Here is a 20,854-nt window from a genome sequence, read left to right as displayed (position 1 = left end):
TGCGGTTCACTTTACGATGACCGGTTTTTACCTTCCACACTCATCGCCCGTTTCTTTTCTCGGCTTAACGTTTTGATATGATCCACATGTCTGAACCGGAGTGCAGACCAATCGTCATTGATTGCCACCTGGCGAACCGCTTCAAACCCAGCATCACCTAAAGGCTGCCAACCGTTATCACGGGTCAAATCCGATTGATACCGCTTTGAGGATTTTTTCGGGTAGGCAAACCATACAATCGCCTCTTCCTCCAGCTGAGGAAGCATTTCTTGAACGAATGGGTCTACATCTGCTTTTTCATACGAGAAGACCAGAATAAAGTTGATCTTATTCCCTGCCTTCATGTCTTCCATAATGGTAACCTCTTCAGCCATTTCCTTCATGATTGGCTCGAATTCTTCAGGTGCTTTAATAATCCAAATTTCAGGCTGGTTTTTATAATTCATTTTCTTTAATAATGGGTGCACTGAAATCCTCCTTTCGACAAACTACCTGCCTCTATCATACCAAAATGCTTGAACGGTTACCTTAAGAATTGACTGAACAAAAGATCTAGGATACATTATGTTTAAGAGTTTGAACCAATTGACAGAGGAGTTCGTTGTTATGCCTACAATACATGAAATCGTGGAAAATCAAAGGTTGTACTATTACTCTGGGGAAACGAAGCCTGCATCCTTCCGACGAGAACAACTTCAGAAACTGAAAACAGCGATAAAAAACCATGAACGCGAGATTATTCAAGCTCTGAAGCAAGACCTTAATAAGTCTGAGTTTGAAGCTTATTCCACTGAAATTGGAATCCTATATAAAGAAATCAATTTTGCGATGAAGCATTTGGAGAAATGGATGAGGCCTGAAAGGGTGAAAACACCACTGACCCACTTGGGAACAAAAAGTTACCTTTACTCCGAACCTTACGGAGTCAGTTTAATCATAGCACCATGGAATTATCCCTTCTCACTCCAGTTATCCCCGCTGATTGGAGCGATTGCCGCCGGGAATTGTGCAGTGCTCAAACCATCTGAACTCACACCTTCAGTATCCGGAGTGATAGCGGACATCATACAGGAAATCTATGAAGAGAAGTATGTAGCTGTTATACAGGGTGGTGTTGAAGTCAGCCAGGAATTACTCCAGCAAGCTTTCGATAAGATCTTTTTCACGGGAAGTGTGAATGTCGGGAAGATTGTGATGGAAGCTGCGTCGAAACATCTGATCCCTGTCACGTTAGAGCTTGGTGGAAAGAGCCCGGCAATCGTAGACGAGACTGCCGATCTTCAGCTTGCGGCAAAACGGATTGCGTGGGGGAAATTCACAAATTCTGGACAGACATGTATTGCACCGGATTATCTATATGTTCAACAAAATGTAAAAAAAGAGCTTCTTAAGAAAATCGCAGAATCCATTACGGAAATGTATGGTGTTGAGCCTCTTGAAAATGAGGATATGGCACAGATTGTAAACGAAAATCATTTTAATCGGTTGAAAAAATATTTGAATAACGGTCGGACAATTATCGGTGGTGATTCAGATCGATCATTATTACAGATTGAACCGACAGTGCTCGATGATATTGATTGGAAGGATCCGATCATGGAAGAAGAGATTTTCGGTCCAATCCTTCCCGTTCTCTCTTTTGAGCACATTGATGAAGTTGTCAACAATGTACGGAAGCATCCCAAACCGTTAGCTCTCTACTTATTCTCAGAATCAAAAAGACAACAGGACCACATTATTGATTCCTTGTCCTTTGGAGGAGGATGCATCAACGATACCCTCATTCACGTCGCATCGCCTTATCTACCTTTCGGGGGCGTTGGTCAAAGTGGAACAGGAAGTTACCATGGGAAAGCAAGCTTCGATGCCTTTTCCCATAAGAAAAGTATCGTGAAACAAACGAACCGTTTTGATATCAAGTTTCGATATCCTTCCTATAAAAACGGATTGAAAATCATGAAAAAGCTTCTTAAATAAAGCACAAAAGAGGGTGACGCTGTTGTCACCCTCTTTTTTTAGCCCTGGGCTTGATTGACTTCGTATTCATCGTACGTATTCTGCAAGAATTCTTGCTCCCTTTCAATTTCCACTCCAGGGTGTACGGTACGTTCGTCAATCTCTCGGATACGTGGATGCTCGATTTCAATCTGTTGCTTTCTCTTGTTTTCATTCATCGGTTTTCCACCCTCCTTGGTCCTATCTTTCCCTTAAAGTGGACCTAAACGATACTAGAAAATGAAACCAGCTTGGTACAAATTTACCTCACATACACTTATTCCGCATAGCAACAATATAAGGAGAAGAATCTTTTGTGAACGGAGACATGCAGATGAAACGAAAGCTACTTATTGTACTGGGTATGCTTGTATCGATATATGGAATAGGGGACGAACAGCAGGCAAATGCCAGGGGAGGAGTCAAAGTGGAAAATCTCCCGACCATTTTCGATGATGGAACACAGGTACCCGAGCATATTCAATGGATGACCTGGGAGGAAGCGAATGAAATCATTCCGAGATGGAGCAAGTTTGAAGTGGTTGATTTTGAAACGGGCTTATATTTCAAAGTCCAAAGAAGAGCAGGAGCAAAACATGCGGACGTCCAACCCCTTTCCAAAATTGACACAGCAATCATGAAAGAAATTTATGACGGAAAGTGGAGCTGGAAGAGAAGAGCGATCTTCATTCGAAAAGGAGCCCACCTCATACCGGCTTCCATGCATGGCATGCCACACGGTGCAGGTGCGTTGGCGAACAACTTCCCCGGCCATTTCTGCATCCACTTGCCTGGAAGTACGACTCATCGCTCTAGTAAACAAGATCCTTCACATCAACTCATGATCATGAAGGCTGCTGGGATGCTCGATGATTATATCCAGGATGCTTCAAGTGAAGAGCTGTTGCATGTTTTTATCCAAGCGGTAAACCAAGAAGACTTGTCAATCATCAACAGAACAATCAACAATATAGATAAGGGTAAAGAGTTGGACAGATTTTTCATTATGTTCCGTAAACAGTCCACTTATCGTGAACAACCCTTCTCCTTACAAGTCGTGGAGTACCCTGTGACCGTCATTGAAAGCAAAAGAGAAGGGCGGATGAAATATAAATCCCTTCTCAGATTAGAACGATCAGAGTTGAGCGGCCGGTGGCATGTGAACATTGATGCCTTCCTCCAATCGTTAGAGGATTCAACCAGCTAAAACAAAGGTTAAGGCAATGAAGCCGAAAGTGAATAGAAGAATGGCCAGTATGGAGCACATCAATGTGAAGCTCCACCAAGGAATCGAACTTAAAATCTTTTCTTCTACACTGAAGAAGATGGAAGCCATATGATCACGAAACCTTGTATCTGAAGCTTCCTTTCTTAAGTGTTCTTTTTCCTTTTCAAAAATCCTGAATAAGATTCCTGGACTCGCGGCCACTAAAGTTCCGGCAAACCAGAAACCGACTGGGAAGATCCATCCAATCATTCCAACACATCCTCAACTACAATTTTTTTTAGTATGTGCGGATTGAAAGGATTATTTCATTCATTATGCATTTCCTGTAGTTTACACTAAGCCTTTTTACCATGATCCCTCATCTATAATACCGGGGAAAACAAGCGGCAGAAGGATTCCTTCGTACGTAAGGTCAACCCTCTGCGTTGATGATCTTCAAGATCGACTTGAACGCTTTCTTTCAAGTCTTCCTCATAATGTTGAATCAATGTTTGGATTGTAGGTGTCCTGAACATGAAGACATTGACTTCAAAATTCAAATGGAAACTCCGTAAGTCGACATTCGCTGTTCCTAAGGTGGCATAATTTCCATCTACAATGATGGTCTTCTGATGATGGAAACCTTTTTGATACATGTAAACTTTGACGCCATTTCTCAATAACTCTCCGAAATAAGAACGTGTCGCATACTGGGTCAGGAAGCCATCACTTTTTTCAGGCACGATCAATCTTACATCGATGCCCTTTACTGCAGCAATCAGCAGTGCGGTTCGGATTTCTTTACTCGGGATGAAGTAGGGTGTCGTGATCCATACCGATTTCTTGGCGGATGTGATCATACTGAAATACAAATAACTCATGATTCCTTGAGACGTATCAGGCCCGCTAGGAACGACCTGAATCCCTCCCCCTTCGTCAAATGGCTCTACCTTTAAGTAACGTTCTTCAAACAGGGACTCACCATGAACGTAACTCCAATCAAGAAGGAAAACGCGATGGAGATCCCGTAACGCCTCTCCTTGCAGGATCAGGTGAGTATCCCGCCAATATCCGAAGCGTTCATCTTTCCCAAGGTATTCATCACCGACATTCAAACCGCCGACAAATCCGATTTTCCCATCTATGACTACAATTTTCCTATGATTGCGGAAGTTGAATTTTTGATTGAAAAATCCTTTTCGTATCGGAAGGAAATTATAAGCTTGTACACCAGCTTCCTTCATACGCTTAATATCCTTGTCCGAAAGTGAAATACTGCCGATTCCATCATAGATGAAGCGGACCTCCACACCTTGCTTCGCTTTTTCACACAGGACATCGATGATCGCTTGACCTGTCTCATCTGATCTGAAGATATAATACTGTATATGGATGAAATGCTTTGCCTGTTCAAGCTCCTTCAACAGAAGCGGGAACTTCTCCTCTCCATTTCGAAGGACCTCTGTATGGGAGTAGAAGCTGATGGTCTGTCCGCTTAAAGAAGAAATCAGTTTAGAAAATTCCCGTTCTGTTTCACTTAAATGGGTCCATTTTTCAGATGACTTATGCTTATGCTGCATTTCCAAGGATTGTTTGAAGTTATCAAGCCGCTTCTGTTTAAATAAGTGTCCTTTAACCTCTAATTGCCCTGAGTAGATGAAGGAGATGTAACCTAGAATCGGGATGAAAAGAATGACATACATCCAAAGCAATGTTTTATATGGAGATCGATTTTCAAGCATCAATGCATATATAACGGAAAAAATGATGACGCCATAAACGATTCCGGCCGTCACCTTCATGTCAAATGGTTGTTCTTTTGATAGGATAATTCCAGAACAAAAAATCAGGATTAGTGTAAAGAAAAATTGTCTGGTACGTTTCATCAACTATTCCTCCATCTAAAGAGACGATATCTTTTAAAATACCCTATCTTCAAAGGATAAAAACAAAACGAACATCGTAAAAATTCAATAGCAGAAGAATGTAAATACCTGTATAATAAAGACAAGTTTTCCATTTAAAAATATTGATAGAAACTATTTCAGCCATAATTTTACTAACATAAGGATCCGTCAAATTTAGAATTTGGACACGGGGGATTGTCTAATGGATCGAAGTGGATTAGTATCGGGTATACGTCTCATGTCGAACATATACACGCGGAAGGGCGTGCTCCTTTTAAAGGAGGGGACGCCTTTGAAGCAAGGACACATTGATATGCTGGATAAATACGATTGGCTTTTTGAGGGGGAGCTGTTGAATCAACAACCTATTCAATTGGAAAAAGCAGCGATATCTCCTATGGAACTAGAAGAAACTGAGGCTCCATATATTCAGGAAGCTTACGAACAAACGATTGATCATATCAAAGGGTTCTTTAAAGGGATTCTCTCTCGGTTAGATACGAATGCAGAATCCGTATTCCAACAATTTTCTACCGTGTTGGAAGAAGTCATGAATAATGAAGATCATGCGGTGACGTTGATTTATGAGGTCAAGGATTACGATGAAACGACTTTCAGGCATAGTTTGAATGTTGGCTTGATTGCCGGTTTGATTGGTAAAATCCTGAAGTTACCCTCTGACCAGGTCTTTCTTCTTGGAAAGATGGGGCTTCTCCATGATATCGGGAAAATGAAAATTCCGAATGAGATTCTGAAAAAGCCAGGTCGACTTACCGATGGGGAATATAAAACCATCAAATTACATACGAAATATGGTTTTGAGATCCTGAGAGGTGTAGAAGGACTTGATCTCATGATTTCGATTGGAGCTTTGACACATCATGAACGATTGGATGGCTCAGGTTATCCTGATGGCAGGACAGAAAAAAACATTCCTTATCTGGCTCAGATATTAGCCGTTGCGGACATTTATGACGCTATCTGTACGGAGCGAGCTTATCAGAAAGGGCGGTCTTCATTCATCGCCATTGAACAGCTTGTCCAGGATGCCAAAGCCGGTAAGCTGAACACAGCTGTTGTTAAAAGTTTTGTAGGATACCTTATGAAACAATACGTCGGAAGGAATGTGGTTTTGAATAATGGTGAGAGGGGGACGATTACGTTCATCCCATATGATGAACCACACCGTCCACTTCTTAAAGTAGGGGCCGACTTCCTGGATCTAAAGAAGGTTTCAACTGTTTCAATCACAGATTTTGCATGTTAAAAAGCTGACCTGAATTTAATCAGATCAGCTTCTTTTCATTTCGAATTCGTGTTGTTTCGATCCCAAATCACACTTGCACAATATTTAATGATATCCCTACGTCTTATGATACCGATGAAGTGGCCATTGTCATCTGTAATCGGAATGAAATTCTGGTCGGTAGCGAGGGTGATCAAATCCTCCATGTTCGCATTGATTGAAATCGGGATATTTTGTACACGTCTCGGTACATCTCTAAGTTTTGTCCTTTGAATGACTTCTTCATAATTTTCTTCTTCATCTAAATCATCTTTAAGCTTCCACAGTAAATCCCCTTCTGTCAGGGTGCCTGAATATTTACCATCCTCATCAACGAGAGGAACAGAAGTATACTTATGGTAGGACATTTTTTCTAGTGCTTGACGGATTGTCGATTCCGGATTTAAGAATTTCACTTCGCTTTTCGGCAATAAGTAAAAGCCAATATTCATATGACTCTTCCTTTCAATCAGGACTCCATTATAAGTATAGTATAAATCGGTGTAAATTGATAATTACTCCACCTTACTTATTCTCCCGGAAAGACTCAGTAAAACATGAAAATCACAAAAATCATCTGTATCTATACATTTTTGGCCAAATACTGAGCATTTATCAGGAAATCACATCCATGATTTGTTATAATGAGGAAGTTATGAAATCTGATACGTGTCTGGGTGTGTAAAATGGAAAAACGTCAACAATTGATTTGGGACTTGGAAAAGAGCTTTCGGACAACGTTCCGGATGTTCCGAAAAGAGATCAATCATCTCTTTGAAGATGAACTTACGGGTATGGAATTCACCTACTTGAAATTTATCATGGAAAAGAAGCAGGTCATGACCTCCATGCTTTCACAGGAGTTCAATGTTGCGACAAGTCATGTGACCGCCGTGACAGATCGGCTTGTCAAACGAAATCTAGTAACTCGAAAACGGGCTGAGACAGACCGCAGAGTCATCTATCTTTGTATCACAGAAGATGGGGAGAAGCTGGTGGAAACGCTTGTTGAAAAGAAGCATAAGTACATGGAAGGTAAATTTAAAAGTCTGACGGATGACGAAATGGAACACCTCCTTCAACTTTTCTGTAAAATAAACGGCTAAGAGAAAAGGATTGGTCAAACAACGTAGGCATAAGGTGGCGTTTTATTTTTTGATAAATATTTCACCAGGTGAACTATTCATCTGATGAAGGATAGGAGAACGGTAAAGATGGAACACTTACCACTAAAAAAGAAAATTACAATCATGGTAGCTGTACTTGCTTCAATGTTATTCGCTGCCCTGAATCAGACCATCATCGGGACTGCAATGCCGAAAATCGTCTCTGACCTAGGAGGGATGCCTTATTTCAGCTGGGTCTTCACGATTTATATGCTTGCTTCCAGTGTGACAGCCATCCTGGTCGGTAAGTTATCGGATATGTATGGACGTAAACCATTCATCCTTATAGGATTAGGGATGTTCATCATTGCGACCTTCCTCTGTGGTACGGCAACGTCCATCTTCATGTTGATCATATTCAGAGGCTTTCAAGGTCTTGCAGGTGGTATGATCTTCTCGACGGCATTTGCATCCATCGGTGATCTGTTTTCACCACGGGAGAGAGGACGCTGGCAGGGGCTGATGGGAGCCGTGTTTGGACTTGCGAGTGTGTTCGGTCCGACAATGGGCGGATATATCGTCGATCACTTCTCCTGGCAATGGATTTTTTGGATTTTCCTACCGGTCGGATTTGTCGCTTTCATATTGATTATGCGCTTATTCCCAAGCGTGCCGAGGAAATCACATGGTAAAGTTGATTATTTCGGTTCCATCTTTCTAGCTGGAACAATTATACCGATGCTCCTTGCTTTTTCATGGGCGGGTAATCAATATGCATGGGGTTCCATTCAAGTCATTGGCTTATTCCTCATCTCAGCCATTTCGTTACTTGCTTTTCTTTTTGCCGAAAGAAAAGTGGAGAACCCAGTGTTACCACTGCATTTGTTTAAAAACAGCGTATTTACGATCTCGAATGTCATCGGTCTATTAATTGGAATGGCAATGTTCGGTTCAATCATGTATATGCCGTTCTTTATCCAAGGCGTCATCGGTACCTCGGCCACGAAGACCGGTTTCATCATGATGTCGATGATGCTTAGTATGGTCGTGTCAAGTACGATCGTTGGACAGTTGATAACACGGACAGGAAAATATAAGAAAATGGCGATTCTCGGATTGACCATTATGGGCATCGGGATCTATTCATTGACGACCTTAAATGGGGACAGCACGAATACAGATGCAATCCTAAGGTTGATCATCATTGGACTCGGCTTGGGGTGCAGCTTCCCGATTTTCACGATTACGATTCAGAATGCAGTCGCATATCAGCACTTAGGAGTGGCTACATCTTCTGTCCAATTGTTCAGACAGCTTGGAGGGACGATTGGTGTTTCCATAATGGGAGCAATCATGAACTTGACCATGAATTCCAAGATGCAAGGTTCAAGTGGTGTATCAGCTCAAGAACCGGCTGGAAGTGGTTTAGTGGAAAAGCTGAAGGATCCTAAACTTCTTATGGATCCAGAGCAATTACAAGCTTTGAAGCAACAAATCCCTAGCGAGCAATCCGCATTTTTCAACCAGCTTATTGAAATGATGAGAAGGACATTGAGTGATGCTTTGAGCGGAGCCTTTTTCTTCGGTTTTATCATGATGATCATTGCCGTTATCCTCGTTCTATTTTTGAAGGAGGTTCGATTGAAAACATCGAATCAAGAGGATGAAGGTGAAGAGATCTCCATTTCCATCAAAAGAGAACAACGCGCATAAAGAATAAATGTAGGGGGATTGTCTATTTTTTTGGATATAAGGCAATCCTTTTTCATTATTTGACGATCTTGATTTCACGGTTTCGTCTCAAGAAGCATAGGAAAGTGGCAAAGAGTAAGAAGAAAGCAGGGATGGAGTAGAAATAGTTCACACTTATCAAGCCCCATATGGAACAGACTGCGATACTGATAGCAAATTTACGTGTCTGATAATCAACGAGGTTAAGACACATATAGGCCACCAGGGAAGCAGCTGCGCCTGAAATGCTGCCTAAAATTGCAATGGAAACCTGATAGACCGATTCGTAAACAAATTCATATAAGACAAAGTGGAAAAACGATGAGAAGAATCCAAGAATGCTTCCGATGAAAGCAAGCTTATATTCTAAATCTCGCGTCGGTCGATTAATGATCATTTTACGTTGTTTCTTTCCCAGTCTCATCACGATCGCCCCCTATGTCTTTTTTATCTGTGATGGTGTTATTTCAATAAAAACGATGAAATCCCTTTTAGACAATACAAAATTGTATGTCTTACTTGTGTAATTGGTTCTAGAAGAAAAGGACTATCTATGATAAAATAGGGAATCTTTTATGTACGTTCGTTTGATTATAGGATGCAGGAGAGGAAGGGATGGAAAATGAGTAAACTAGAGACGCAGACGAAAGAAATGATAATGAAAAAGGTCAGTCTCAAACTGGTTCTTGGTCTGATTGTCACTTTAGGTTTGATCGGCTTATTCGCTCAATTAGCTGACGGTGTTTTAGAGAACGAACTGGAAGCGTTCGATCATGTATTATCGACAATGGTACATAGCTTACAGGCCCCGTGGCTGACAGAAGTGATGATTTTCATCACCCATATCGGTAACACGATGACCTATGTTGTCGTGGTATCACTTTATCTTGTAGTATTACTCGTGAAACGATTGAAGCTGGAATCGTTCATACTCCTATTGACGATCCTGGGGGCTTGGGGCTTGAATGGATTGTTGAAAATCAGCTTTCAACGTGCACGGCCAAGTATTGAACACCTGATTGAAGTGGGAGGATACAGCTTTCCGAGCGGTCATGCGATGGTTTCCTGTGCAGCCTATGGCATCATGGCCTATCTGATTGCATACTATCTTGGCAGGAGAAACAAGCCATACTGGTATATCGCCGCTTTGGCGAGCATACTCATTTTCTTGATCGGTGTCTCCCGGATCTACTTGCACGTTCATTACCCAAGTGATGTGATTGCAGGCTTTGCTGCTGGTGGAGCATGGTTGTTAACATGCATCTTTACGATGAAAACCTTGAAGCGCCGGGGCGAGAAAAGAAGTGTATCAGCAGAAATGTAAAGCTCATTAAAAGCGTATGACAATACGAACCAAAACTTTCATTCTTAAATTCTACAAAAAAAGATTGACCAGTTCATGATGATGGTCAATCCTTTTTTTGATGAAGTTCCGCTGATACTACGAGACGTTCGGCTCGTTCAGTCGTTCGGGGGTCATATTCTCCTGTACATGTAATTAAGTTGACCACGCTTCGGTATGAGAAACCGAAAATGTTTTCAATCGGAGCATTCTGCCGAGGATAGACTTTCGATGTATTTACGATAAAAGTCAATGATTCACCCGATTTTCCTGTGACGATAATTTCGTCGCCGTCCTTTAGCTTATGCAGGTCGTAGAATACGGCTGGACTGGTTAGATCATCGACATGTCCCGCAATGACGGAATTCCCTGGTGCTCCCGGCAGTGTACCGGGTTCATACCAACCTACGTTAGCTGCATCCTTTGGAACATCCATTCTACCATCATCTAGCGTGCCAACGTGTTCCACCTTTGTCTTTACATTGATTGCAGGGATTTTAATTGAAACGGGGACGATTCCTTTCCGATCATCTTTTATGATTTCTGTTGTATCCGATTTCAGTTTATTGGTTGCTTCATTGTTCTCATCGTTCAACTCAGCATTAGCAGCTTCTGCTTTCAGTTGGTGATCCTTCGAGGTGTTCGTTTGACTATTGCAGCCCGTTAAAGCTAACAGGAGGATTAGGAAACTATTGGCTAGGAGACTCTTTTTCATCGCACACACCCTTTTTATATCGTCTTTTCTACACATGAGCTGGTGCTCGCTTCGCACCAATCCGCTGAAAAGAGAAAGAGAGAAGGAAAGAACCTTCTCTCCAAGCTTTTTCGTTATTTTGTTTGGCCGCTAAACCTTCTTACAGCTAGCATTGCTATTGCCATTGAAGCAGCAAATCCTGCTAAGAGGATGGATGTTAGAGAAATACCCTGATCAGCTGTTCCACCAAGACCTGTTTTCGGCATTTCAGTCGGCATTTCTCCCATAAATTTATCAGGGAACTGGTCAACGAATGCACTTGATAGTCCTTTAGCCGGATTCAGCATATGTGCATAGGCCTCTCTTAAATTTGTATACGTCGAATCATAGTCTTCCGAAACATAGCTGTCAAATGTACCAACTAGCTGATCAACGTGCATTTGAAGGCCTTCAGACAGAGCATCCGCCTTCAAACGACCATCTGTCGCTGTCTCAAGGAATTGAGAGAAGTTCGCTTTGTATGCTGCAAGGGCATCTAGTACTGCCTGTTTCTTTTCTTCGTCATTTGCGCCTGTCGCTTTTACATATTCGACAAAGTTCCCGATATGACCGGACCACATTTCCTTGAATTGTGCGCCTGCTTCTTCACCATAAACAGAAGAGATAGCTGCTGTTAGATCTTCTGTATTGTTCGCGAGTGCTTGAGCAGAGGCTTCAAAGTCTTCTGAGCCATCAATGCCATTTTGCATTGCCATCATCGCTAGGCCAGCATGTTCTGTTAACAGGTGGTTCAAGTGTGAACGTAAATCATTTGCAGGAGTCACTGCTTTCGTATTCTCAAATTTATCAGGGAACTGTTGAACAATAGCACTGGACAACCCTTTACTTACCATATACATATGGTTGATGGCTTCACGCTCATATTCGTATGCTTTCTCATAATCTCCAGCCACATAGGCATCGAATGCACCAATCAATTGATTTACGTGCATTTGAAGACCTTCAGCGAGTGCGCCGGCTTCAAGTCGTTCTTCCGTTGCCGTTTCTAGGAACTTAGAAAATTCTTGTTTGTAGTTTGCCAGATTGTCGAGTGCTTCCTGTTTCTTTGATTCGTCGTTTGCACCAGTCGCTTTTACATAATCCACGAAAAATCCGATATGTCCTTTCCACATTTCATCGAATTGTTTTCCAGCCTCATCCCCATAAACGGATGCAATCGCAGCACTTAAGTCGTCTGCATTTGCCATCAATGCTCTAGAGGCTTGTTCGAAATCGCCAGCCCCTTCTGCTCCTTTTCGCATCGTTTCGACCGCTAAGTATGCATGTTCACTCAGGAGATGATCGAGAGATGTTCGTAGTTCGGATGCTGGGGTGGTAACAGTCGGTTTTGCATGATCCTCTGCAAATGCTGTGGTTGCTACACCACCTAAAAATAAAGATGTGCTTAACGGAATGGCGATGAGTCCTTTTTTCAAGTTCATTTGTGAATCTCTCCTTTTTGTTTATTTGTAAAGCTAACGAGAGAGATCACCAATTGGATCACTTTTTCTTGAAAAAATTTATTTTCATATTACGTTTTGGTCAAAAAGCCTGTTGGAATGCCTGATTAACCGATAAAAAAAGAACGTCAGTTGACGTTCTTTTATCCTTCCTTATAACTTAGAAGCAAGTATAATTTGACCTTTTGGCTGTTCGCTATCGGGTGTAGGTTCTAAGGTTACTGCGATCGTATCCCATTCATGCTCCCCTTCGATATTGACAGGATAGATGACTCCACCTTGCCCTTTGTGATTCGGGAGGAATGTTCCCGCTCTGAACTTCTCACCATTCGAATTGATCAGCCAGACTTGATAGGCTTCTGTACCAGAAAGCTTTTGAAGGTTTTCAGCTTGCATTACAAGAGACATACCGTCTTTCTTTTGAATCATAGTTGCTTGAGCTCGTGCATCAAACCCTTCGGTGGCTGCCAACTCTACGTTTTTCAAGACTTGATTGACGCCTTCATCTGGGACTGCGAGTGGGGCAGGCTCATCATTCATATAAAAATAGACGTTAGCCGTCAGTGATAGGAGGAGTGAGGCTGCCAGCAATGGTTGAAGCCATCTTTTCACTGGAGATGTTTTCTTTGCTCGTAGAACAGCGGTCTCTTGGATAGGGTCCACAGTAGCTTTTTCCGCTTTTCCAGGATTGAATCCATCGTTTTCAACAGGTTGCTCAAATACACTTGATAGAATCCGGTCTTTCATTCCATCATTTGGTTCCACAGGTTCTGAAGCGTATGGGAGATCAGCTGTCAGCTCTTCTAATTCATGTAATTCTTCACGACATGCTTTACATTTTGCAAGATGTGCCTCAAACCGTTCCTTTTCTTTTTCATCGAGACACTGATTAAAATAATCTAGAAGCAAGTCGCAATGATTTTGATTATTCATACGCTATCCCTCCCTTGTCCAGTAGAATCCAGGTCTTTTCGTAAGTGTTTAAGTGCAAGCCGCAGTCGTCCTTTCACGGTTCCAAGTGGAATCTGGAACACTTCTGCGATTTTACTTTGTGATAATCCCTTAAAGTAAAAGAGTTCGACAATTTCCTTTTGTTCTTTCGCTAGAAACTTCATTGCTTTTTGTAGACGCCTTCCTTCTTCTTTCCATTCAATTTGTTCTTCAATGGACGGTTCATTCTCCTGTAAGGAATCCCGCTCTTCTATTTCGTAGTTTTGTTCATTTTTCCTTCTTAATTGATCGATACTCGTGTTCCGAGTGACGGTTAAAAGCCAGGATGAAAATTTCCCTTTTGATTGATCGTAGATCCCCGGCTTCGTCCATAGCTTAATAAAAACTTCTTGGACAATTTCTTCTGAAAGTTCCTTCCGTTTCGTCATCCGATATGCAAATGAAAATAGTAGCTTTTCGTAACGTTCATATAAGAGCTCGAGGGCTTTTTTGTCTTGCCTTATAACCCTTTCATAGAGCTCGGTATCCAACTCATTCATTTCATTCTCCTTTTTTATTAATATTTTCTCAAGCATATCCTAGATATCAATCCTTTCAAAGAGAATGCTACCAAGAATACGATCAATCAGTGGTTTTGGATCATTAAAAAGGGGAAATCTCTCCATTAAGAGGTCGTTTGGAGGAAAGGAGTGAGACATTGAGAAATTGGAAAGCTCACATCGTTCATACGGATCGAGGACAATTTGAAGTGTTCACGAAAGGCGAAGGGAACCCTGTATGTGTAACCCATCTCTATTCAGAGTTCAATGAGACGGGTGACCATTTCGCAGATACGTTCACCCGTCACAATCAAACCATCCTTATCAATCTTCGAGGAACAGGAAAATCAACAGGATACCAGTCACGAAATGAATTATCGATGAGCGAAACAGTAAAAGATCTTGATTCAATTCGAGAAGGTCTGGAAATTGAGAGTTGGACTTATGCAGGTCACTCTACAGGTGGAATGCTAGGATTACGATATGCAATCGACTTTCCAGACTCATTGAATCACTTGATTGTAGTAGGGAGTGCCGCAAGTGGGGACTACGCTTCTGATATGGATAGCATCTATAACGATGCACATCCTCGCCATCAACGGATGCAAAGTCTGATTGCAAAGCTTAAAATGAAGAACCTTCATCCTGATGAGAGGAAGCTGATTTCAAGGGAACGTATAAAGCTCTCGTTAAATGAACCAGAAAAATATGAAACCTACTTTTCTGCAGATGTTTTCAAAAAAATATCTACTGACCGGTTGGATTATTACAGCGAGAACGAATTCCCTTACTTCGACTACAAAAGCGAATTATCCAATATTGAACTTCCAGTATTGATTATTTGTGGGGAAAACGACGTACAGTGTCCAATCCGATGCTCTGAAGAATTACACGGTCTGCTCATGAATTCAACTTTTCTTCGCTTTCAACATAGTAATCATTATCCATTCTTAGAAGAAAAGGACCGGTTTCAATTTGCCGTGCGAAGTTTCTTGTCTTGATGGAGAGAAGAGATAAGAATGATTTGTGAACAAAGTAGAAAGCCGTTGATATAGGTGGTAAGATGGATTCGATGTAATCGTTGGAAAGGAATCGATCTTATGTACAAATTTATTATCATCGGTATTACGATCCTACTTGGTGTACTCAGTCAACCGCTCGTAACTTCCGCACATGCGGAGTTGGTGGGGACAACCCCTGGCGAGGGCGAGGTTGTCGGGTATGCAGTTGATGTCGTAACGTTTGAATTCAGCACAGATATTGAAGAAGGCAGTCAATTTTCGATAAAAGATCAAAACGATCAATCAATTGACGTCAATACCATTCAAATTGACGGCAACCTTATGCTCGGAGAGTTGAGTGATCCCCTCGCATCAGGAACATATGAAGTCAAATACAAAATCGTCTCTGAAGATAGCCATATTGTAGAGGGCGACTATACATTCACAGTTAAGGATGACACGAAAATGCAAGAGGAGTCATCGGAGAAGGTTGAGGAAGATGAGGCAATTGGAGAAGAACAACAGGATGAGGATACGAGCAATGAAACTGATCGAGCGAAAGACCAAAATGGCTTGACGGAAAAAGGGGAGGTTGAAGATGGGTTATCGCCCATCGTCCTCATTTTTGCAGGGATATTAATCCTTGGCGGTGCAGCCTTTCTATTTTGGATGGTTAGAAGGAAGGGGACAGCATGATCATCCTCTTCAAAGCCGTCCTGTATATCGTCTATTCCCTACTTGTAGGAGGCTTGTTGCTCGAATCCATACCTTCAAATCAGAAACCGAAAGTAACGATTTCAAAAGAGCTGCTTCTTTGGTTGATTGGTACAGTACCAGTCATTACGTTTGTTTTGATGCTCGATATCATTCGTTATTTATCTGAAAGTATCGGATACTGGGAAACTTTTACTTCCGTCTTGTTTACTTTTACAATCGGAAAAGCATGGCTTGCGAGTGTGTTGGTTTCAATTATTCTGTTCTTGCTCGTCTACAAGAATAATTTATCCAATAACACTTTTTATGCAAGGTTAGGCTTATTCCTGATGGCGATTCTAATTGGAACTTATTCGTTTGCCAGCCATTCCGCTTCTCTTTATCCGGTCCTTGGATTTCTTGCTCACTTCATTCATGTAAGTGCCATTGTCAGCTGGGTCGGCGTGTTGCTGTATGTATCGTGGAGTGCTGATCCAAATAGCAGATGGCTACCGTTCTTGAATTGGTTTACACCTTTTTCAATCGGCACCGTCCTGATTTTGACGGGTGGTGGCCTCCTTATCAATGAAATAGTAGCACCGCAATATGTGGATTCATGGGTTCTGGATTATGGTCAAGCTCTGCTCATCAAGCACCTGTTGCTCATACCATTATTCCTTTATGCCATCATACACAGTATCTATTTGAAAAAGTCGATCAAGCTACGCGGAAGCGCACATATACAGAGATCTTTAAAAGGGGAAACAATCATCATCCTATTCGTTTTTGCGGTGACCGGTTTTCTTTCTCAGCAAGTCCCTCCCCATGAGGTTTGGCGGACATTGCTTCAAGAAGAGCCATCTCCACTTTTCATGCTCCAATACGATGGAGAAATTGATCCGCAATTGATATTGACGTTTGCATGGACGAAAGCATCTACCATCTGGGCGATTGTCACTGCTGCCACGATCTCGTTTACCACGTTCAGCATCATGAAAAGATGGCCGATCATCGTCAGCGTCCTGTCAGGTTTAGTGGTAACCTTCAGTGCTTATATGGCATTGATTTCAGGTGTACTTTAGATTTCTACAACAATAGTCGTAGAAATGTCTGATAACACTACATCCATTGAATGAGGAAATATTCCAACCTCTTAAGGATGCCGGATGGAGGCACGTTCGATATAATAAAGGTATAACTTGATTAAAGGCGTGATTGATTTATGAAAATTTTAGTTGTAAATGGCAGTCCGATGGAGAAATCGAGAACCCGTGGAATCACGAGGTTGGCAAAAGAGCTATTAGAAGAAAAAGGTGCTGAAGTGACTTTCTTTGATCTTGGTACTGAAAAGCTTCCCCTTTTCCCTGGAGATGAAGAGAACGATCAGAATGAATCACTTCAAAAGCTGAAAAAAGAAGCCGATACGGCTGATGCATTTTTCATCGCATCGCCTGAATATCACAATGGTATGAGCGGTGCATTGAAAAACGCATTGGATTTCCTTGGAGGAAGCCATTTCAAACATAAACCGGCAGCAATTGCTGCAGCCTCAGGTGGAAGTAAAGGCGGTATAAATGCCTTGAACAATATGCGGATTGTATTGAGAGGATTATATGCTCTTGTGCTTCCAGATCAATTCGTTTCTGACCCGTATTGCTATGATGACGAGTACAACCTAGTGGACCGTGAAGCCGTAGGACGTTTGGAAGATATGGCAACTTTACTTGTTACGTTATCAAAGAAATCCGCAGCGATAACAAATGAACAAGTCCTATAAAACGATATCAATCCGTCATTTCATGGTAATCTAGTGATAGATCCTGATATGGCGGATTTATTTTTGATTCGATCGACATATTTATCTTATTAATTGCAGAAAGGGGGCGAAGCATATGTCTAGAGTACATACATTGAAAGTCATTGCAGAAACATTGAATCAATCGAATGATTTAAGAGAAATGCTGCAATCTGTGCTGGAAAAATTGTTGGAAGTGACGGATTTATCGACTGGATGGATCTTTCTTACGAATGAAGAACCGATTTATGCCTTTGTCGCGGATGTGAATCTTCCTCCTGCCTTGAGCTGGGATGAAAAGAAGCCGATGTGTGAGGGAAGCTGCTGGTGTCTTGATAAAGTGTGGGATGGTCGCTTGCAAAAAGCGGTAAATATCATCAATTGCAAAAGAATTGAAGACGCCATCGACTACGAGTGGGGAGATACGAAAGGGATCACCCACCATGCTACTGTGCCGTTAATTGCAGGTGGAGAAAAGTTCGGGCTCCTTAATGTTGCTGAACCGGGGAAAAATGAATTCACAGAAGATGAATTGGACCTACTTCAATCCGTATCCTTTCAAATCGGGACTGCGATCAAACGGACGAAGCTTTATGAAGCCCAACAAACGAAAGCTGAACAATATTCAAAGCTGGACGAAATCAGTCGTGCGATCTGGAAAATGAATGACCTTCACCTTCTTCCGCAACACACTGTCAACCATATCGGAAAAACGTTCAACCTGGACTCATTGGCGCTCCTTATGAAAGAGGAACACGCTTTAGCATTGCGATCTGTTTTCCGTGAAGGTCAAACAACATCAATTCATAAACATTATCGAATCTCCTCTGATGGAAAGCTGGACACTACCCTCAGGCAACCGGAGCTTCAGAAGGATTTAGGTGCCTTTGGTCTAAATTTGGATGATGAGGCAATCCTCTTACCACTATTGATTGGAGAGGAATGGATCGGGTGTTTGATTTGTTCCTGGGATGAATCTCATACGCCCCCGATTGATGCCGATGTCCTTAAAGCTTTGGGGGATCATGTCTCACTTGTTCTTGAAAAAGCACGACTCTTTGAAAGATCAAGGGAACTTGCTTTGATTGAGGAACGGAATCGCTTAGCGAGGGATTTGCATGACTCGGTCAATCAGAAACTCTTTTCACTTAGCTTGACTGCCCGAGGATTAAGGGAGTATATAAAGAAAATGCCTCAAGATGAAACACTTGAAGATTCCCTTGCAGAAATACAATCCCTTTCCCAAGAGGTTGTCGGAGAAATGAGAACGATGATCTGGCAGCTCAAACCAGCCGGCCTCGAAGAAGGTGTGATCGATTCTTTGAAAAAATATGGGGAATCGTTAGGGCTGACCGTTCATGAGCGGATTGAAGGAGTTGGAAACATACCACGGTTGGTGGAAGAAACAATGTGGCGGGTCGGTCAAGAAGCGTTGAACAATGTGCATAAGCATGCTCGGATAGATGAGGTCTATCTATGCTTGCAACGGAGAAGAAAAGATATTCTTTTGCAGATAATCGATTACGGTTGTGGTTTCACTGTTCCTGCTTCAGAATCTGAGCAGCAGTGGTCGTTCGGCTTATCGAGCATGAAAGAACGTACGGAAATCATGGGTGGGAAGATGTTGGTTGAAAGTGTACGTAACAAAGGAACCACCGTAACCGTGCAATTTCGTATAACAGATGAAAGAGGAGAGAACAATGGGGATTAAAGTGCTACTTGTCGATGATCATCTCATGGTGTTGAAGGGCTTGCGATTCTTTCTAAGTACACAATCCGATATCGAACTAGTTGGAGAAGCATCCAATGGAAAAGAAGCGATTGAAATGGTCGATCAACTACAACCAGATGTCGTGCTTATGGATTTGACCATGCCAGTCATGGATGGAATCGAAGCCACCAAACGGATCAAGGAAGAGAAAGCTGATGTGAAAATCATCGTACTGACAAGCTTTTCGGATCAGGACCATGTCGTTCCAGCCTTACAAGCTGGAGCAGACGGCTATCAATTGAAAGATATTGAACCTGACGAGCTTGTAAAATCGATCAAGGCCGTCCATGCAGGTCAAACGCATCTGCATCCGTCCGCAACGACACAGCTATTGAATCATGTGAATACGGGCTCTAAAAACATGGAGTCAGAGCGTATGTTCAATCAGTTGACGGCGCGCGAGAAGGATGTTCTTTACCAGATCACACTTGGACGGAACAATAAAGAAATTTCATCAGAGCTTTTCATTACTGAGAAGACAGTCAAAACTCATGTGAGCAATATTTTAGGGAAGCTCGGTCTTCATGATCGTACACAAGCTGCTGTCATCGCAATGAAGAACAAATGGTTTAAAGACTAGACCATTTTTTTGACTGAGTGGGTGATGTGTTACGATACAAGAAATGACGAAGGTAGGTGACGTTGATGGATCAAAAATTGAAGGAACAATTTGATGGCCTCATGACAAAATATACGGAGCTCATGGTGGGAGAAGCAGGTGAAGAACGTAAAGAAAAGATTCGCATGTGGGCGCTTTATACGCATATGTCAAAAACAATGCCACCCCTTGTAAAGCATTGGAATGAAAAATACCCCGATGCGAAAGAAGGCATGAAGGAATTGATTGAGGAAGTACGGGACATGAACCAACAATATCGAAACGAACAAAAATAGATGCAACTACAAAAGAAAGATGGGCGTTTGGCCCATCTTTCTTTATTTTCTACATCAAAGTTCCCAGGGTACGTTTGCTGTACATAAAGAACCGGGTATGGTTCCATAATAGCGCTACTGCATTGTACTTCCGTTCGGGAGCTGTTGTTTATAACCGGTGAACTTTTGATAATCTTGCTGTAAGGCTTGAGGCTGGGCTTGATCGAAGGAGTACCAGCCCTTCTGGAACATAACATTGAACAAATTTCGCTGACACTCCTGCGTTTCCTTCGCGATTGCGGAAATGTCCTGGTAAAGCGCCTGATGGCTTGCTTCATTCATAGCCGTTGAATAGGCATCAGTCATATATTTTTCCGTTGCCAGAATATCATTGATGAAATCCCGATCATTCATATCCGGCGTCTGTGGTGTATTCGTTTGCGGATTTTGTATGGTCATTCGCTA

Annotated in this window: 24 protein-coding genes; 13 read left to right on the top strand and 11 right to left on the bottom strand. The window is 42.1% G+C overall.

Features of this window, described 5'->3' with window-relative positions:
- Window positions 1-11 precede the first annotated feature (11 nt).
- Entirely contained in the window at window positions 12-467 is a 456-nt protein-coding gene (locus tag V1497_RS15600) for a DUF3052 domain-containing protein (protein WP_349408440.1), read from the bottom strand.
- Window positions 468-606: 139 nt separating this feature from the next.
- On the opposite strand from V1497_RS15600, the gene V1497_RS15595 reads away from it, so the two are divergent.
- Window positions 607-1,977 carry an aldehyde dehydrogenase gene (locus tag V1497_RS15595; RefSeq protein WP_349408439.1) on the top strand — a complete coding sequence of 457 codons (1,371 nt, stop codon included), beginning with the start codon at window positions 607-609 and terminating at the stop codon, window positions 1,975-1,977.
- A gap of 38 nt (window positions 1,978-2,015) precedes the next feature.
- Here the strand turns inward: V1497_RS15595 and V1497_RS15590 are convergent, their stop codons facing one another.
- Window positions 2,016-2,174: a hypothetical protein gene (locus V1497_RS15590; RefSeq protein WP_349408438.1), complete on the bottom strand. Its 159-nt coding sequence runs from the start codon at window positions 2,172-2,174 to the stop codon at window positions 2,016-2,018.
- A 155-nt stretch (window positions 2,175-2,329) separates the two neighbouring features.
- On the opposite strand from V1497_RS15590, the gene V1497_RS15585 reads away from it, so the two are divergent.
- A complete protein-coding gene (locus tag V1497_RS15585; protein ID WP_349408437.1) occupies window positions 2,330-3,202 on the top strand; it encodes a hypothetical protein in 873 nt (290 codons plus the stop codon).
- Here the strand turns inward: V1497_RS15585 and V1497_RS15580 are convergent.
- On the bottom strand, window positions 3,191-3,472 hold the full coding sequence (locus tag V1497_RS15580; protein WP_349408436.1) for a hypothetical protein: 282 nt from the start codon (window positions 3,470-3,472) through the stop codon (window positions 3,191-3,193). The genes V1497_RS15585 and V1497_RS15580 overlap by 12 nt on opposite strands.
- Before the next feature lie 113 nt (window positions 3,473-3,585).
- The gene (gene cls, locus V1497_RS15575) at window positions 3,586-5,088 is read right to left on the bottom strand and encodes a cardiolipin synthase (protein ID WP_349408435.1); all 1,503 of its coding nucleotides are present in this window, start codon (window positions 5,086-5,088) and stop codon (window positions 3,586-3,588) included.
- Window positions 5,089-5,401: 313 nt separating this feature from the next.
- Between cls and V1497_RS15570 the strand changes: the two genes are divergently transcribed.
- Window positions 5,402-6,376: an HD-GYP domain-containing protein gene (locus V1497_RS15570; RefSeq protein WP_349408434.1), complete on the top strand. Its 975-nt coding sequence runs from the start codon at window positions 5,402-5,404 to the stop codon at window positions 6,374-6,376.
- A gap of 35 nt (window positions 6,377-6,411) precedes the next feature.
- On the opposite strand, the gene V1497_RS15565 is transcribed toward V1497_RS15570, so the two are convergent.
- Window positions 6,412-6,846 (bottom strand): CBS domain-containing protein, encoded by a 435-nt coding sequence (locus V1497_RS15565; protein ID WP_349408433.1) that lies wholly within the window; start codon window positions 6,844-6,846, stop codon window positions 6,412-6,414.
- Window positions 6,847-7,080: 234 nt separating this feature from the next.
- On the opposite strand from V1497_RS15565, the gene V1497_RS15560 reads away from it, so the two are divergent.
- Window positions 7,081-7,500: a MarR family winged helix-turn-helix transcriptional regulator gene (locus tag V1497_RS15560; protein WP_349408432.1), complete on the top strand. Its 420-nt coding sequence runs from the start codon at window positions 7,081-7,083 to the stop codon at window positions 7,498-7,500.
- A 108-nt stretch (window positions 7,501-7,608) separates the two neighbouring features.
- On the top strand, window positions 7,609-9,213 hold the full coding sequence (locus V1497_RS15555; protein WP_349408431.1) for an MDR family MFS transporter: 1,605 nt from the start codon (window positions 7,609-7,611) through the stop codon (window positions 9,211-9,213).
- A 55-nt stretch (window positions 9,214-9,268) separates the two neighbouring features.
- Here the strand turns inward: V1497_RS15555 and V1497_RS15550 are convergent, their stop codons facing one another.
- A complete protein-coding gene (locus tag V1497_RS15550; RefSeq protein WP_349408430.1) occupies window positions 9,269-9,655 on the bottom strand; it encodes a hypothetical protein in 387 nt (128 codons plus the stop codon).
- Between the two features lie 198 nt (window positions 9,656-9,853).
- Here V1497_RS15550 and V1497_RS15545 point away from each other — a divergent pair, with 198 nt between their 5' ends.
- On the top strand, window positions 9,854-10,555 hold the full coding sequence (locus V1497_RS15545; protein WP_349408429.1) for a phosphatase PAP2 family protein: 702 nt from the start codon (window positions 9,854-9,856) through the stop codon (window positions 10,553-10,555).
- An 85-nt stretch (window positions 10,556-10,640) separates the two neighbouring features.
- On the opposite strand, the gene V1497_RS15540 is transcribed toward V1497_RS15545, so the two are convergent.
- The 4 genes from V1497_RS15540 to V1497_RS15525 form a co-directional block, all read right to left on the bottom strand.
- Window positions 10,641-11,288: a class F sortase gene (locus V1497_RS15540; protein WP_349408428.1), complete on the bottom strand. Its 648-nt coding sequence runs from the start codon at window positions 11,286-11,288 to the stop codon at window positions 10,641-10,643.
- A gap of 113 nt (window positions 11,289-11,401) precedes the next feature.
- Window positions 11,402-12,748, bottom strand: coding sequence for a copper amine oxidase (locus V1497_RS15535; RefSeq protein ID WP_349408427.1), 1,347 nt, complete (start codon window positions 12,746-12,748; stop codon window positions 11,402-11,404).
- A 171-nt stretch (window positions 12,749-12,919) separates the two neighbouring features.
- Complete coding sequence (locus V1497_RS15530) at window positions 12,920-13,699, bottom strand: anti-sigma factor domain-containing protein (RefSeq protein WP_349408426.1); 780 nt, start codon at window positions 13,697-13,699, stop codon at window positions 12,920-12,922.
- Window positions 13,696-14,256, bottom strand: coding sequence for an RNA polymerase sigma factor (locus tag V1497_RS15525; protein ID WP_349408425.1), 561 nt, complete (start codon window positions 14,254-14,256; stop codon window positions 13,696-13,698). Before V1497_RS15525 ends, V1497_RS15530 begins: the two co-directional genes overlap by 4 nt.
- Window positions 14,257-14,414: 158 nt before the next feature.
- On the opposite strand from V1497_RS15525, the gene V1497_RS15520 reads away from it, so the two are divergent.
- From V1497_RS15520 to V1497_RS15490, 7 genes are all read left to right on the top strand, one after another.
- Complete coding sequence (locus tag V1497_RS15520; RefSeq protein ID WP_349408424.1) at window positions 14,415-15,257, top strand: alpha/beta hydrolase; 843 nt, start codon at window positions 14,415-14,417, stop codon at window positions 15,255-15,257.
- 99 nt (window positions 15,258-15,356) lie between these two features.
- Entirely contained in the window at window positions 15,357-15,953 is a 597-nt protein-coding gene (locus tag V1497_RS15515) for a copper resistance CopC family protein (RefSeq protein WP_349408423.1), read from the top strand.
- Window positions 15,950-17,032 (top strand): copper resistance D family protein, encoded by a 1,083-nt coding sequence (locus V1497_RS15510; protein ID WP_349408422.1) that lies wholly within the window; start codon window positions 15,950-15,952, stop codon window positions 17,030-17,032. The genes V1497_RS15515 and V1497_RS15510 overlap by 4 nt, the downstream gene beginning before the upstream one ends.
- 140 nt (window positions 17,033-17,172) lie before the next feature.
- Complete coding sequence (locus tag V1497_RS15505; protein ID WP_349408421.1) at window positions 17,173-17,727, top strand: NADPH-dependent FMN reductase; 555 nt, start codon at window positions 17,173-17,175, stop codon at window positions 17,725-17,727.
- 115 nt (window positions 17,728-17,842) lie between these two features.
- Entirely contained in the window at window positions 17,843-19,456 is a 1,614-nt protein-coding gene (locus V1497_RS15500) for a GAF domain-containing sensor histidine kinase (RefSeq protein WP_349408420.1), read from the top strand.
- The gene (locus V1497_RS15495; protein WP_349408419.1) at window positions 19,446-20,096 is read left to right on the top strand and encodes a response regulator transcription factor; all 651 of its coding nucleotides are present in this window, start codon (window positions 19,446-19,448) and stop codon (window positions 20,094-20,096) included. Before V1497_RS15500 ends, V1497_RS15495 begins: the two co-directional genes overlap by 11 nt.
- 65 nt (window positions 20,097-20,161) lie before the next feature.
- Window positions 20,162-20,410 (top strand): YusU family protein, encoded by a 249-nt coding sequence (locus V1497_RS15490; protein ID WP_349408418.1) that lies wholly within the window; start codon window positions 20,162-20,164, stop codon window positions 20,408-20,410.
- Between the two features lie 114 nt (window positions 20,411-20,524).
- Here the strand turns inward: V1497_RS15490 and V1497_RS15485 are convergent, their stop codons facing one another.
- Window positions 20,525-20,848 carry a spore coat protein gene (locus V1497_RS15485; RefSeq protein WP_349408417.1) on the bottom strand — a complete coding sequence of 108 codons (324 nt, stop codon included), beginning with the start codon at window positions 20,846-20,848 and terminating at the stop codon, window positions 20,525-20,527.
- Window positions 20,849-20,854 lie beyond the last annotated feature (6 nt).

It is taken from the genome of Pseudalkalibacillus sp. SCS-8, from assembly GCF_040126055.1.
Lineage (GTDB): Bacteria > Bacillota > Bacilli > Bacillales > Fictibacillaceae > Pseudalkalibacillus > Pseudalkalibacillus nanhaiensis.
This window is presented reverse-complemented; position numbering and strand designations above follow the sequence as displayed.

Excerpts from the sequence above, each read along its gene's own strand:
- V1497_RS15510 (WP_349408422.1), top strand. The coding sequence starts at position 15,950 with ATGATCATCCTCTTCAAAGCCGTCCTGTATATCGTCTATTCCCTACTT.
- V1497_RS15580 (WP_349408436.1), bottom strand. The coding sequence starts at position 3,472 with ATGATTGGATGGATCTTCCCAGTCGGTTTCTGGTTTGCCGGAACTTTA.
- V1497_RS15495 (WP_349408419.1), top strand. The coding sequence starts at position 19,446 with ATGGGGATTAAAGTGCTACTTGTCGATGATCATCTCATGGTGTTGAAG.
- V1497_RS15490 (WP_349408418.1), top strand. The coding sequence starts at position 20,162 with ATGGATCAAAAATTGAAGGAACAATTTGATGGCCTCATGACAAAATAT.
- V1497_RS15535 (WP_349408427.1), bottom strand. The coding sequence starts at position 12,748 with ATGAACTTGAAAAAAGGACTCATCGCCATTCCGTTAAGCACATCTTTA.
- V1497_RS15550 (WP_349408430.1), bottom strand. The coding sequence starts at position 9,655 with ATGAGACTGGGAAAGAAACAACGTAAAATGATCATTAATCGACCGACG.
- V1497_RS15560 (WP_349408432.1), top strand. The coding sequence starts at position 7,081 with ATGGAAAAACGTCAACAATTGATTTGGGACTTGGAAAAGAGCTTTCGG.
- V1497_RS15595 (WP_349408439.1), top strand. The coding sequence starts at position 607 with ATGCCTACAATACATGAAATCGTGGAAAATCAAAGGTTGTACTATTAC.
- V1497_RS15555 (WP_349408431.1), top strand. The coding sequence starts at position 7,609 with ATGGAACACTTACCACTAAAAAAGAAAATTACAATCATGGTAGCTGTA.
- V1497_RS15525 (WP_349408425.1), bottom strand. The coding sequence starts at position 14,256 with ATGAATGAGTTGGATACCGAGCTCTATGAAAGGGTTATAAGGCAAGAC.
- V1497_RS15540 (WP_349408428.1), bottom strand. The coding sequence starts at position 11,288 with ATGAAAAAGAGTCTCCTAGCCAATAGTTTCCTAATCCTCCTGTTAGCT.
- V1497_RS15485 (WP_349408417.1), bottom strand. The coding sequence starts at position 20,848 with ATGACCATACAAAATCCGCAAACGAATACACCACAGACGCCGGATATG.
- V1497_RS15565 (WP_349408433.1), bottom strand. The coding sequence starts at position 6,846 with ATGAATATTGGCTTTTACTTATTGCCGAAAAGCGAAGTGAAATTCTTA.
- V1497_RS15590 (WP_349408438.1), bottom strand. The coding sequence starts at position 2,174 with ATGAATGAAAACAAGAGAAAGCAACAGATTGAAATCGAGCATCCACGT.
- V1497_RS15500 (WP_349408420.1), top strand. The coding sequence starts at position 17,843 with ATGTCTAGAGTACATACATTGAAAGTCATTGCAGAAACATTGAATCAA.
- V1497_RS15515 (WP_349408423.1), top strand. The coding sequence starts at position 15,357 with ATGTACAAATTTATTATCATCGGTATTACGATCCTACTTGGTGTACTC.
- V1497_RS15585 (WP_349408437.1), top strand. The coding sequence starts at position 2,330 with ATGAAACGAAAGCTACTTATTGTACTGGGTATGCTTGTATCGATATAT.
- V1497_RS15545 (WP_349408429.1), top strand. The coding sequence starts at position 9,854 with ATGAGTAAACTAGAGACGCAGACGAAAGAAATGATAATGAAAAAGGTC.
- V1497_RS15530 (WP_349408426.1), bottom strand. The coding sequence starts at position 13,699 with ATGAATAATCAAAATCATTGCGACTTGCTTCTAGATTATTTTAATCAG.
- cls (WP_349408435.1), bottom strand. The coding sequence starts at position 5,088 with ATGAAACGTACCAGACAATTTTTCTTTACACTAATCCTGATTTTTTGT.
- V1497_RS15505 (WP_349408421.1), top strand. The coding sequence starts at position 17,173 with ATGAAAATTTTAGTTGTAAATGGCAGTCCGATGGAGAAATCGAGAACC.